At 67.9% G+C, this 12,200-nt stretch carries 10 protein-coding genes and 1 tRNA gene; 3 read left to right on the forward strand and 8 right to left on the reverse strand.

All coding sequences use genetic code 11. The features are described 5' to 3' along the window. Positions 1 to 51 precede the first annotated feature (51 nt). The 3 genes from NP80_RS23740 to cysC all read left to right on the forward strand — a co-directional run bounded on the left by NP80_RS23740 (position 52) and on the right by cysC (position 1,973). On the forward strand, positions 52 to 954 hold the full coding sequence (locus tag NP80_RS23740; RefSeq protein ID WP_006410780.1) for a LysR family transcriptional regulator: 903 nt from the start codon (positions 52 to 54) through the stop codon (positions 952 to 954). 160 nt (positions 955 to 1,114) lie between these two features. Next, a tRNA-Val gene (locus tag NP80_RS23745) sits at positions 1,115 to 1,189 on the forward strand. Between the two features lie 244 nt (positions 1,190 to 1,433). After that, positions 1,434 to 1,973 (forward strand): adenylyl-sulfate kinase, encoded by a 540-nt coding sequence (cysC, locus tag NP80_RS23750; RefSeq protein ID WP_006410767.1) that lies wholly within the window; start codon positions 1,434 to 1,436, stop codon positions 1,971 to 1,973. 17 nt (positions 1,974 to 1,990) lie between these two features. On the opposite strand, the gene NP80_RS23755 is transcribed toward cysC, so the two are convergent. The 8 genes from NP80_RS23755 to hutU all read right to left on the reverse strand — a co-directional run bounded on the left by NP80_RS23755 (position 1,991) and on the right by hutU (position 12,163). Further along, positions 1,991 to 3,388, reverse strand: a complete 1,398-nt coding sequence (locus NP80_RS23755) for an aspartate aminotransferase family protein (protein ID WP_006410769.1) — start codon at positions 3,386 to 3,388, stop codon at positions 1,991 to 1,993. A 28-nt stretch (positions 3,389 to 3,416) separates the two neighbouring features. Next, complete coding sequence (locus NP80_RS23760; protein WP_006410777.1) at positions 3,417 to 4,754, reverse strand: glutamine synthetase family protein; 1,338 nt, start codon at positions 4,752 to 4,754, stop codon at positions 3,417 to 3,419. Between the two features lie 12 nt (positions 4,755 to 4,766). After that, positions 4,767 to 5,573, reverse strand: coding sequence for a gamma-glutamyl-gamma-aminobutyrate hydrolase family protein (locus NP80_RS23765; RefSeq protein WP_006410772.1), 807 nt, complete (start codon positions 5,571 to 5,573; stop codon positions 4,767 to 4,769). 746 nt (positions 5,574 to 6,319) lie between these two features. Next, positions 6,320 to 7,117 (reverse strand): N-formylglutamate deformylase, encoded by a 798-nt coding sequence (gene hutG / locus NP80_RS23775; protein ID WP_006410770.1) that lies wholly within the window; start codon positions 7,115 to 7,117, stop codon positions 6,320 to 6,322. A 58-nt stretch (positions 7,118 to 7,175) separates the two neighbouring features. Further along, complete coding sequence (locus tag NP80_RS23780) at positions 7,176 to 8,552, reverse strand: formimidoylglutamate deiminase (protein WP_006410776.1); 1,377 nt, start codon at positions 8,550 to 8,552, stop codon at positions 7,176 to 7,178. A gap of 23 nt (positions 8,553 to 8,575) precedes the next feature. Then, positions 8,576 to 9,799, reverse strand: coding sequence for an imidazolonepropionase (gene hutI, locus NP80_RS23785; protein ID WP_006410775.1), 1,224 nt, complete (start codon positions 9,797 to 9,799; stop codon positions 8,576 to 8,578). A gap of 4 nt (positions 9,800 to 9,803) precedes the next feature. Continuing rightward, complete coding sequence (locus tag NP80_RS23790) at positions 9,804 to 10,472, reverse strand: HutD/Ves family protein (protein ID WP_006410778.1); 669 nt, start codon at positions 10,470 to 10,472, stop codon at positions 9,804 to 9,806. Positions 10,473 to 10,474: 2 nt separating this feature from the next. Then, entirely contained in the window at positions 10,475 to 12,163 is a 1,689-nt protein-coding gene (gene hutU / locus NP80_RS23795) for a urocanate hydratase (RefSeq protein WP_006402003.1), read from the reverse strand. Between the last annotated feature and the right edge of the window lie 37 nt (positions 12,164 to 12,200).

Genomic DNA, 12,200 nt, shown 5'->3' on the forward strand with positions numbered 1-12,200 from the left:
ATTCGGTACGATAGATATCGCTTATCGACGCGCGGACGAGGAGGACACACGATGGAACTGAGGCAGTTGCGCTACTTCGTGGCGGTCGCCGAAGAACTGCATTTCGGGCGCGCGGCGAAGCGCCTGTTCATCTCGCAGCCGGCGCTGAGTTTCGACATCCGCAAGTTCGAGGAGACGCTCGGCGTGCAGCTGCTGTCGCGCACGAACAAGGCCGTCGCGCTGACCAACGCGGGCGAAGTGCTGCTCGGCGAAGCGCGCCGGCTGCTGCTGCAGGCCGCCGAAGCGGAACGGCTGACGGTGCGGTCCGCATCCGGTCTCGCGGGCCGGCTGCGGATCGGCTTCGTCCACTCTATGCTCTATCGCGGGCTGCCCGATGCGGTACGTCGCTTCGAGGCCGATTACCCCGGCGTCGAGATCGTCCTGAGCGAGATGAACACGCAGGCGCAAGTGCAGGCCGTGCAGCGCGGCCAGATCGACCTCGGCTATGCACACTGGGGCCGCTTTCCGCCCGAGGTCGAATCGGCGCCCGTCTATGCGGAGCCGTTCGTCTGCTGCCTGCCGGCCGCACATCCGTTCGCGCGGCGCAGAAAGATCGCGCTCGCGGCACTCGCCGCGGAACCGTTCATCCTGTTTCCGCGCGACGCCGCACCGCACTATCACGATCTGATCATCGCGCAGTGCGTGAACGCCGGGTTCAGCCCGGTGATTCGCCACGAGGCGCGGCTGTGGCAGACGATCCTGTCGATGATCGAGTTCGGCATGGGCATTGCGCTCGTGCCGCGCGTACTGCAGCAGGCGAACAGCGAGCGGCTCGCGTTCCGGCCGCTGAAGGACGCGTCGCTCGAATCGCGCACGCTCGAGCTGAAACGCAGCGGCAGCGCGGAGCCGGTCGCGCTGCGCTTCGCCGAATATGTGCGCGCGTCGATCGATGCGCTCCCGGCACGCGCGCGCTGATGATGCCGGCCGCGGCGTGGCGACGGCGCGTTCGGCGTGTGGAACTGTTCGAAAACGAGCGTCGCAGCCGGACCTCGGCCTGCCCCGCGCATGCGCTCAAAAAAATTTGCAGAAAGGGCTTTACGAACCCAAAAAGCTCTGACATAATTTCAGCTTCTTTGGGCGGTTAGCTCAGCGGTAGAGCACTGCCTTCACACGGCAGGGGTCACTGGTTCGATCCCAGTACCGCCCACCAAAGAATTCGAGGGCCTGCGTTTCACGACGCAGGCCCTTTTCGTTTTTGCGGCGCGCACGCGCGCTCCGCCCGCGGTATCGCCCCCTGCGCTGGTCTACCCCACTCCCGACCGATGCGGACATTGTTGTAACGAACCGTAACTAATTCGTAATGCCGCATTGATAATGGTCGATTAGAATCGGCCGCCAACAATGTCGATCCATGAATCGACGCTGGTTACCGCGCCGTCCCCATTCCAGTCACGATGACCTCGTACCACTCCCATACGCTGTGGCTCACCGGCCTCAGCGGCGCCGGCAAATCGACGCTCTCGCAACGCGTCGCCGCGCATCTTCGTGAACGCCGGATCCCGGTCTGCATTCTCGACGGCGACGAACTGCGCTCCGGCGTCTCGCCCGACCTGGGCTTCAGGCGCGAGGACCGCTCCGAGAACTGCCGGCGCACCGCCGAAATCGCCAAGCTGCTGAACAGTCAGGGCATCACCGCGGTCGTCGCGCTGATCTCGCCGTATGCGGCCGACCGCCAGCGCGCGAGAGAGATCGTCGGCGACGATCGCTTCGTCGAAATCTATCTGAAAACCGACATCGCAACCTGCTCCGCGCGCGATCCGAAGCGCCTCTACGCAAAGGCGACGACGGGCCAGACGCCGCAGTTCACAGGCATCTCCGATCCGTACGAAGTGCCGGTCTCACCTGATCTCGTGATCGAAACCGGCGCGCTGACCGTCACCGATTCCGTCGCCCGCATCATCGCGTTCGAAGAACAGCGTTTCGCGCGCGCGTAACGGCGCCGACGCAACGCTCACGCGCTCCGCCGCACCCGCTCCGCCGTCGCATCGAATGCCCGCTTCGCGCTGTCGACGAGCGCATCGATCTCGTCGTCGCGAATCACGAGCGGCGGCGATAGCAGCATGCGGTCGCCGGTCGCGCGCATGATCAGGTTGCCGCTGAAGCAGAAGTCGCGGCAGATCGTGCCGACGTCGATCGCGGCGTCGAACCGCACGCGCCGTTCTCGATCGCGCGCGAGCTGGACGCCGGCGACGAGCCCCGCGCCTGCGATCTCGCCGACGATCGGATGGTCGGCGAGCGCCTCGCGCAGCCGACGCTGAAAATACGGCCCCGTATGCCGCTTCACGCGCTCGACGATGCCCTCGTCGCGCAGCAGCTTGAGGTTCGCGACCGCCACCGCCGCGGCCACCGGATGCCCCGAATACGTGAGCCCGTGATTGAATTCGCCGTTGTCGACGATCGGCCGCGCGACGCGCTCGTGAATGCCGACCGCGCCCATCGGCACGTAGCCCGACGTGAGCCCCTTGGCCATCGTGATCAGATCCGGTTCGAAGCCGAAGTGCTGATGGGCGAACCATTCGCCGGTACGGCCGAAGCCGCCGATCACTTCGTCCGCGACGAGCAGAATGTCGTACTTGCGGCAGATTCGCTGGATTTCCGGCCAGTACGTCGACGGCGGAAAGATCACGCCGCCCGCACCCTGGAACGGCTCGCCGATGAATGCCGCGACGTTCTCCGCGCCGAGCTCGAGAATCTTCGCCTCCAACTGCTGCGCACGCGCGAGCCCGAACGCTTCGGGCGTCTCGCCCGGCTGCGCTTCGCCGAAGAAATACGGCTGATCGATATGGACGATGTGCTCGACCTTCGACGGCATCTGCTCGTGCATGTAGCCCATGCCGCCGAGCGTGCCGCCCGCGATCGTCGAGCCGTGATAGCCGTTCTTGCGCGAAATCACGTACTTCTTCTGCGGCTTGCCCTGCACGCGCCAGTACTGATGCACGACGCGCAGCACGGTGTCGTTGCCTTCCGAGCCGCTGTTGCAATAGAAGAAGTGATTGAAGCCGGGCGGCGTGACTTCGGCGAGCATCGCCGAGAGTTCGATCACCGGCGGGTGCGTGGTCTTGAAGAACGTGTTGTAGAACGGCAGCTCCTGCAGTTGCCGATAAGCGGCGTCGGCCAGCTCCTTGCGGCCGTAGCCGACGTTCACGCACCAGAGCCCGGCCATGCCGTCGATGATCTGGTTGCCGTCGGAGTCCCACAAATAGACGCCGTCGGCCTTCACGATCACGCGGCTGCCGGCGCGGTTCAGCGCGCCCATGTCGGAGAACGGATGGATGTGGTGCGCGGCGTCGAGCGCGCGGTATTCGGCGGTCGAGCGCGCGCTCGGCCGTGCGTCGTGACGATCGTTCATGTTGCCTCCGGATGACGATGCCGCACGCTCATACGTGCAGCAGCAGATGGCGGCGCTCCCACGAGCTGATCACGCGGAAGAACGCTTCGTATTCGGTTTCCTTCAGCGCGAGATACGCCTTCACGAACTTGTCGCCGAGAATGTCGGCGAGCGGCGTGCACGCGGCCATCAGCGAGATGCCCTCTTCCAGGTTGCGCGGCAGCTGGTACGGCAGCGAGTAGCCGTCCGAGGCGATCGGCTCGGTCGGCGCGAGCTGCTGCTCGAGACCGAGATAGCCGGCCGCGAGCGTCGCCGCGAACGCGAGATACGGGTTGCAGTCGACACCCGGAATCCGGTTCTCGATACGCCGCGCGACCGGATTCGACTGCGGGATCCGGAAGCCGACCGTGCGGTTGTCGTAGCCCCATTGCACGTTGATCGGCGCAGCCATGAAGCGCGACAAGCGGCGATACGAGTTGATGTACGGCGCGAAGATCGGCATCAGCGCGGGCGTGTATTTCTGCAGCCCCGCGAGATAGCTATGGAACATCGGCGACACGGCCCCGCCTTCGTCGGCGAACAGGTTGCGTCCGGTGCGCGCATCGGCGAGGCTCTGATGGATATGCATCGCCGAGCCCGGTTCGCCTTCCATCGGCTTGGCCATGAACGTCGCGTACATGTTGTGGCGCAGCGCCGCTTCGCGCACGGTGCGCTTGAACAGGAACACCTGATCGGCAAGCGACAGCGCATCGCCGTGCACGAAGTTGATCTCCATCTGCGCGGCGCCGACCTCATGGATCAGCGTCTCGATGTCGAGCCCCTGCATCTCGCAGTATTCGTAGATGTCCTCGAACAGCGGATCGAACTCGTTGACGGCCTCGATCGAATACGACTGCCGCCCGGTCTCCGCGCGTCCGGTGCGGCCGACGGGCGGACGCAGCGGCAAGTCGGGATCGGCGTTCATGTCGACGAGATAAAACTCGAGCTCGGGCGCGACGACCGGCTGCCACCCCTTCTGCTTGTACAGCTCGAGCACGCGTCGCAGCACGTAGCGCGGCGAGATCTCGACCGGCGAGCCGTCGAAGTGCACGCAGTCGTGAATCACCTGCGCGGTCGGATCGACGGCCCACGGGATCAGGCAGATCGTCGACGGATCGGGCACGCACACCATGTCGGGATCGGTCACGCCGGTCAGCGTGCCGTCTTCCGGATAGTCGCCGGTCACGGTCTGCACCATCACGGCCTGCGGCAGCCGCATCGATTCGCCGGATTCGAATTTGTTGCGCGGAATGATCTTCCCGCGCGCGATGCCTGCCATGTCGGGGATGATCGCTTCGACCTCGGTGATGCGGTGCTGGCGCAGGAATTCGGTCAGTTCGGGTTGCATGATCGGCCTCTTTCAGTCGACGTCGGACGCGTTCGGCGGCGGCGACCCGCCGGCGAACGCATGAATGCGATGCGCCATTCGCGCGCGGCATGCCGCGCCGAATGCCGCGAAGATGTCGCGCGACAGCGGCTGCTCCGCGTAGCGCCATTCCGGATGCCATTGCACGCCGAGCGCGAACGCACGCGCACCGCGCACGCTGACGGCCTCGACGAGCCCGTCGTGCGCACGTGCCTCGACGACGAGCCCGGCGCCGATGCGCGCGATGCCCTGATCGTGCAGCGAGTTCACGCGCGCGTCGGTCGTGCCGCGGGCGATCCGCTGCAGCAGTCCGTTCGGCGTGAACTGCACGACGTGCGCGGGGCCGTACTGCCGCTCGAGCGGATCGTCGAGCCGTTCGCGGTGATCGTCGAAGCCGGCCGTCGCGTGCAGCCGCTGATGCAGCGTGCCGTCGTATGCGACGTTCAGCTCCTGCATGCCGCGACAGATCGCGAGCACGGGCACGCCGGCGTCGATCGCCGCGCGGATCAGCGGCAGCGCGGTCGCATCGCGCGCGCGATCGTGCAAGGTGTCGCGCGCGCTCGGCGCGCCGCCGTAATGATGCGGCTCGACGTTCGAATAGCTGCCGGTCAACAGCAGTCCGTCGATCGCCGCGACGATCGCGTCGAGCGGCTGGCGCGCACCGAGCGCGGGCAGTACCAACGCGAGCGCGCCGGCACCGTCGACGAGCGCGTCGAGGTACTTCTCGCCGGCCGTATGGTTCGGATGCGGACCGCGCATGATGCGGTCGGCGGTGACGGCTACGATCGGGCGTGCGCGCATGGTGGCGGCTCCGTTGTCTGCGCAACGAAAGTCTGTACGCAGCGCGACGCAGGCGCATGCGACACTGGCGCGCCTGCGCGGCGACGCGCGCCGCACGCGCGCACGCGTCGTCCGCGTGCACGCAGCGGCGGCACGGCATACGACTCGGTTCGCAACGGGAAGAGGACGCTAGGGCAACAACGACGCGCTGCCGTCGCACTGCACCGCGCTGAAGACGTGCGCGGTCGCGAGGTTGAAGCGGCGCACGCCGCAGCGGGAAACGGTCAAGCGGCAAGGCTTGCGCAAACGGGCGGCATGCGCGCCGCGATCAGCAGGCCGGATCGACCCGGCCTGAGTCGGCGCGCCCGCCGACGGACTTCGCGTCCGACGTATCGATGGGCTGGCGGCTTTCACGATCGTTCTCGATGGACAGACGAATGCTCGGACACGCGTCGCGATCGGGCGCAAGCGGCAGCCGCGCCGCGGCGACGCGTCGGGAAGCCGCCGAAGCCCGGCATCGCGCGGAGCGCCCCTCCCGAGCGCGGTCGCGGCCGATGCACGTGCGGCGACTTCCTGACATTCAGCTTATATCAACGAAAAATTGCGTCAAATTTTCGGGTGACGATCGGACGGTTCGCCGCGGCAAAAAAAACGGCATCGGCCGCAACGACCGACGCCGTGTTGTTGCGCCGCGGCAGCGCGACGTACGCACGAATAGAGGCGCGCCACGCCGCTTCGCCGCACTGCCGCATGCGGCGCGCGGGCGCTCAGCGGTACGCGAGCGCCGTTTCGACGAGCGTGCGCAGCAAGGGCGCGACGCGCGCGGCGCGCGCTTCGTCGTACGCATACGGCCGCGTCTCGTCCATGTACGTGATCTGCGACAGCTCGAGCTGCACGGCCTGCACGCCGGTCTCCGGCACGCCGTAATGACGCGTGATGTAGCCGCCCTTGAAGCGCCCGTTTGCGACCGCCGTATAGCCGCCGTGTTCGAGCACGCGCGCGGCGAGCGCTTCCGCGAGCCCGGGCGCGGCACTCGCGCCGCTCGCGGTGCCGAAATTGAAATCCGGCAGCCGCCCTTCGAAGAAACGCGGCACGTGCGAGCGGATCGAATGCGCCTCCCATACCAGCACGCGACCGTGGTCGCGCTTGAGCCTCGCGATCTCGTCCTGCAGCGCGCCGTGGTACGGACGCCAGTAGCGGTCGCGGCGGCGTGCGATCTCGTCGTCGTCGGGCAGCGCGCCCGCCGGATACAGCGGCAGCTTGTCGAACGTGTCGACCGGCACGAGCCCCGTCGTGTCCTGCCCCGGATAAAGGTTCTCGTTGTCGGGCGGACGGTTCAGATCGACGACGTAGCGCGCATGCGACGGCACGAGGATCGATGCGCCGAGTTCGACCGCGAACGCGTAGAGCCGCTCCAGATGCCAGTCGCAGTCGTCGACGAAGCGCGCATCGGGCGTCATCGTCGCCGCGATGTCGTCGGGGATGTGCGTGCCTGCGTGCGGAATCGAGATCAGCAGCGGCACGGTGCCCTGCTTCAGCGTGAATACAGCCGGTTGTTCAGTCATGTCGCGTCACCGTGGAAGTCGAGCGGCGCACGCGGGTGCGTGCGCCGGTAGCCGCGCGTCAGCGCAGCAGTTGCGCCAGTGCGGCGCGGTAGTCCGCATAGGCGGCCGCTTCGTCGCGATGGCGGCGGCCGCTCACCACGCGCTCGCCGCCCGTATAGACGTCGAGCACCGGCGTATCGCCGTGTTCGGCGAACACCGCGCCGGACAGCCACGCGGTGCTGTCGTGTTCGGCGATCGCCGGATGATCGGGATCGAGCACGAGCCAGTCCGCGCGGCAGCCTTCGCGCAGCGCGCCGATCGGCCGCCCGCTCGCCTGCGCGCCGCCCGCGAGCGAGGCGTCGAACAATCGATCGGCCACGTACGCGTGCGTCTCGCTCGCGAGCACGTTGCGCGCACGATGCACGAGCCGCTGCCCGTATTCGAGCAGGCGCAGCTCCGCGCGCCAGTCGACCGATGCATGGCTGTCCGAACCGATCCCGATCGCGCCGCGTTGCGCGAGATAGTCGACGGCCGGAAAGATGCCGTCGCCGAGATTCGCTTCGGTCGTCAGGCACAGGCCGGCTACCGCGCCGCGCTTCGCGAGCGCCGCCGTCTCGGCGGCGTCGATGTGCGTCGCGTGCACGAGGCACCAGCGCGCGTCGACGTCGAAGCGATCGAGCAGCCACTGCACGGGCCGCGCGCCGTACGCGCGCATGCAGTCGTCGACTTCGGCCGTCTGCTCGGCAATGTGGATGTGCACCGGCGCGTCGTTCGGCAGCCCGTCGAGCAGCACGCGCAGCCCGTTCTCCGACACCGCGCGCAGCGAGTGCGGCGCGACGCCGTAGCGCAGTCCGCCATGCTCGGGTGCCGTGCGGCGCATCGCGTCGAGCAGTTCGAGCAGGCCGTCCGGCGTGTTGATGAAGCGGCGCTGATCGTCGCGCGGCGGCTTGTTGCCGAAGCCCGCGAATTGATACGAGACCGGCAGCATCGTGATGCCGATGCCGGCCGCGCGCGCCGCGTCGATCACGCGCGTGCCGAGTTCGGCGATCTGCGGATAGCGCGAGCCGTCCTGCGCGTGATGCACGTAGTGGAACTCGCACACCGACGTGTAGCCGCACTTCAGCATCTCGACGTAGAGCCAGCGTGCGATTGCCGCGAGCGCGTCGGGCGTGATCTTCAGCGCGAAGCGATACATCAGGTCGCGCCAGCTCCAGAAGCTGTCGGCCGGATTCGCGCGGTATTCGGTGAGCCCCGCCATCGCGCGCTGGAACGCGTGCGAATGGAGGTTCGGCATGCCGGGCAATACGGGCCCGGCCGCGCGCGCGACGCCGGCCGGCGCATCGGTGTCGGGCGTCACGCCGGTCAGCGTGCCGCTCGCGTCCCAGCGCAGCAGCACGTTGCGGCGCCAGCCGTCGGGCAGATAGGCATGGTCCGCGAACAAGGTCATGTCGGTCATCGTGAGTCTCGTCTTGTCCAGGGCTAGCCGATCATCCGCCGAAACACGGTCGTGCCGCCGCGCACGACCTGCTCGCAGAGCGGCCGGCCGATCCAGTATGCGAGTTCCGCCAGCGAGCCGACCGACCACACCGCGAAATCGGCCTGCCGACCGACTTCGAGCGCGCCGTGGCGATCGGCTCGGCCGAGCGCGGCGGCTGCGTGGCGCGTGACGCCCTGCAGCACTTCGGGCACCGTCATCCGGAACAGCGTGCAGCCGAGATTCATCGTCAGCAGCAGCGATTCGAGCGGCGACGTGCCGGGATTGTGATCGGTCGCGAGCGCGATCGGCACGCCGTGCCGGCGCAGCAGATCGATCGGCGGCAACTGCGTCTCGCGAATGAAGTAGTACGCGCCCGGCAGCAGCACGGCGACCGTGCCGGCCGCCTTCATCGCTTCGATGCCGGCTTCGTCGAGAAACTCGAGGTGGTCCGCCGACAGCGCGCGATACCGCGCAGCGAGCGTGGTGCCGCCCGCGTTCGACAGCTGCTCCGCGTGCAGCTTCACCGGCAGCCCGCGCCGTGTCGCGGCTTCGAACACGCGCTCCGTCTGCGCGAGCGAAAAACCGATGCGCTCGCAGAACACGTCGACCGCATCGATGAGCCCTTCGTCGGCCAGTGTCGGCAGCATGCGCTCGCATACTTCGTCGATGTACGCGTCCGCGCGGCCCGCATATTCGGGCGGCAGCGCGTGCGCGCCGAGGAACGTCGTGTAGACGCTCACCGGAAAGCGTTCGCCGAGCTGCCGCGCGACGCGCAGCATCTTGCGCTCGCTCGCGAGGTCGAGACCGTAGCCCGACTTGATCTCGATCGCGGTCACGCCTTCGGCCAGCAGCGGCTGCAGCCGCGCGGCGGCCCGCAGGAACAGCGCGGTCTCGTCGGCCGCGCGCGTCGCGCGCACCGTCGACACGATCCCGCCGCCCTGCCGTGCGATCTCCTCGTAGCTGACGCCGGCGAGGCGCTGCGCGAATTCGTCCGCGCGCGTGCCGCCGTACACGAGGTGCGTGTGGCAGTCGACGAGGCCCGGCGTCACCCAGGCGCCGTGCAGGTCTTCGCGCCGCCAGTGCGCATAGCCGTGCGGCAGCGCAGCGCATGCGCCGAGCCACACGATCGCGCCGGTTTCGTCGACGGCGATCGCCGCATCGTCGATCGTTTCGTCGGGATGGCCGTGCGGACACAGCCTCAGGTGATGCCAGACAGTCGGTTTCATGCGTTCAGTCTCGTTCGCCGACGACGAGCGACACGGCCAGCAGCGCGCCGCCTCCGCTCACGACGACGTCAAGCGCACGCGGCGGCCCGTCGAGCCGCAACGTGTCCATTTCTTCCAGGGTGAAGCGCGCGTCGTCGAGCGCGACCTCGACGACGCCCGCCGCGCAGAACAGCAGCACGGTGTCGGCATGCGCGACGCGGTGCGTGCCCGCGCGCCATACGTCGAGCGTGCCGCGCGCGGCCGCGCGACGCGTCATCAGGTTGAAGTCGCGCGTCGGTCCGTCGTGCAGCGTCGCGTCGATCGACGTTTCGCCCGCGAAGTCGGCACGCGCGAGCGGCGCATCGAGCACGTGACGCCGCCCGCCCGCTTCCGCGAGCGTCATCCCGGCGCCGGACAGCAGCACGAGCGTGCGGTCGACGCCGTCGAAACGCGAGAACGGCCCGGCCGCGCCGACGTCGGCGACGCTCACGCGCCACACGAACGTGTCGAGCGCGCCGCCTCGCGGCGCGGCGGCGCCCGGCGCGTCGGCGCCCGGCGCGTCGGCATGGCCTGCTTCGGGGAATCCGGCGGCGATCTCGCGCGTCACGCCCCCGCCGTTCTTCCACGGCGACGCAACGAGATCCGCCGCGCGGATCAGCGCGGCGGCCATCGGCGCGCGGTCGTGCGCCGTCATGCTCAGCGACCGAGCATCGGCAGCTTCAGGCCGACTTCGCGGGCCGTCTGCTGCGCGAGTTCGTAGCCGGCGTCCGCGTGGCGCATCACGCCCGTCGCCGGGTCGTTCAGCAGCACGCGGCCGAGACGCTCGTGCGCGTCAGCCGTGCCGTCGGCGACGATCACGACGCCCGAGTGCTGCGAGAAGCCCATCCCGACGCCGCCGCCGTGATGCAGCGACACCCACGACGCACCACCCGCGGTGTTCAGCAGCGCGTTGAGCAGCGGCCAGTCGCTGACGGCGTCCGAGCCGTCCTTCATCGATTCCGTCTCGCGGTTCGGGCTCGCGACCGAGCCGGTGTCGAGGTGATCGCGGCCGATCACGATCGGCGCCTTCAGCTCGCCGTTCTTCACCATCTCGTTGAACGCCTGGCCGAGGCGGTAGCGATCCTTCACGCCGACCCAGCAAATGCGCGCCGGCAGACCCTGGAACGCGATGCGCTCGCGCGCCATGTCGAGCCAGTTGTGCAGGTGCGGATCGTCGGGGATCAGTTCCTTCACCTTCTGGTCGGTCTTGTAGATGTCTTCCGGATCGCCCGACAGCGCGACCCAGCGGAACGGCCCCTTGCCTTCGCAGAAGAGCGGACGGATATAGGCCGGTACGAAGCCCGGGAAGTCGAACGCATTCTCGACGCCCATCTCGAGCGCCATCTGGCGAATGTTGTTGCCGTAGTCGAGCGTCGCGGCGCCGCGTTGCTGCAGCGTCAGCATCGCGCGCACCTGCACGGCCATCGACTGCTTCGCGACCTTCACGATGCTCTGCGGATCGACCTTCTGCGCCTCGCGCCATTGCGCGACGGTCCAGCCCTGCGGCAGGTAGCCGTTGATCGGATCGTGCGCGCTCGTCTGGTCGGTCACGCAGTCCGGCGTGATCCCGCGCTCGACGAGTTCGGTGAACACGTCGGCCGCATTGCCGAGCAGGCCGACCGACACCGGCTTGCCGGTCCGCTTCGCTTCCTCGATCATGCCGAGCGCTTCGTCGAGCGTCGTCGCCTTCTTGTCGACGTAGCGCGTCTTCAGGCGGAAGTCGATGCGCGTCTCGTCGCATTCGACGGCGATCATCGAGAAGCCGGCCATCGTCGCGGCGAGCGGCTGCGCGCCGCCCATCCCGCCGAGGCCGCCCGTCAGGATCCAGCGGCCAGACGGATCGCCGTTGAAGTGCTGGTTCGCGACCGAGAAGAACGTCTCGTACGTGCCCTGCACGATGCCCTGGCTGCCGATGTAGATCCAGCTGCCGGCCGTCATCTGGCCGTACATCATCAGGCCCTTGCGATCGAGCTCGTTGAAGTGATCCCAGTTCGCCCAGTGCGGGACGAGGTTCGAGTTCGCGAGCAGCACGCGCGGCGCGTCCTTGTGCGTGCGGAACACACCGACCGGCTTGCCCGACTGGATCAGCAGCGTTTCGTTTTCCTCGAGATCCTTCAGCGACGCGAGGATCTGGTCGTAGCATTCCCAGTTGCGCGCCGCGCGGCCGATGCCGCCGTATACGACGAGCGCATGCGGATGCTCGGCGACTTCCGGGTCGAGGTTGTTCTGGATCATCCGGTACGCCGCTTCGGCGAGCCAGGTCTTGCAGGTCTTCTCGCTGCCGCGCGGCGCGCGGATCGTACGCGTCGGATCGAGACGGGGATCGATGTGTTTCGGATGGTTCATGACGACTGCTCCCGAAGGAAAGGAAATATCAATAGGA

It is taken from the genome of Burkholderia multivorans ATCC BAA-247, from assembly GCF_000959525.1.
Taxonomy (GTDB): Bacteria; Pseudomonadota; Gammaproteobacteria; order Burkholderiales; family Burkholderiaceae; genus Burkholderia; species Burkholderia multivorans.

What these genes read in the sequence shown, in the direction of transcription:
- NP80_RS23740 (WP_006410780.1), top strand. Translation starts at nt 52, where the DNA reads ATGGAACTGAGGCAGTTGCGCTACTTCGTGGCGGTCGCCGAAGAACTG.
- cysC (WP_006410767.1), top strand. Translation starts at nt 1,434, where the DNA reads ATGACCTCGTACCACTCCCATACGCTGTGGCTCACCGGCCTCAGCGGC.
- NP80_RS23755 (WP_006410769.1), bottom strand. Translation starts at nt 3,388, where the DNA reads ATGAACGATCGTCACGACGCACGGCCGAGCGCGCGCTCGACCGCCGAA.
- NP80_RS23760 (WP_006410777.1), bottom strand. Translation starts at nt 4,754, where the DNA reads ATGCAACCCGAACTGACCGAATTCCTGCGCCAGCACCGCATCACCGAG.
- NP80_RS23765 (WP_006410772.1), bottom strand. Translation starts at nt 5,573, where the DNA reads ATGCGCGCACGCCCGATCGTAGCCGTCACCGCCGACCGCATCATGCGC.
- hutG (WP_006410770.1), bottom strand. Translation starts at nt 7,117, where the DNA reads ATGACTGAACAACCGGCTGTATTCACGCTGAAGCAGGGCACCGTGCCG.
- NP80_RS23780 (WP_006410776.1), bottom strand. Translation starts at nt 8,552, where the DNA reads ATGACCGACATGACCTTGTTCGCGGACCATGCCTATCTGCCCGACGGC.
- hutI (WP_006410775.1), bottom strand. Translation starts at nt 9,799, where the DNA reads ATGAAACCGACTGTCTGGCATCACCTGAGGCTGTGTCCGCACGGCCAT.
- NP80_RS23790 (WP_006410778.1), bottom strand. Translation starts at nt 10,472, where the DNA reads ATGACGGCGCACGACCGCGCGCCGATGGCCGCCGCGCTGATCCGCGCG.
- hutU (WP_006402003.1), bottom strand. Translation starts at nt 12,163, where the DNA reads ATGAACCATCCGAAACACATCGATCCCCGTCTCGATCCGACGCGTACG.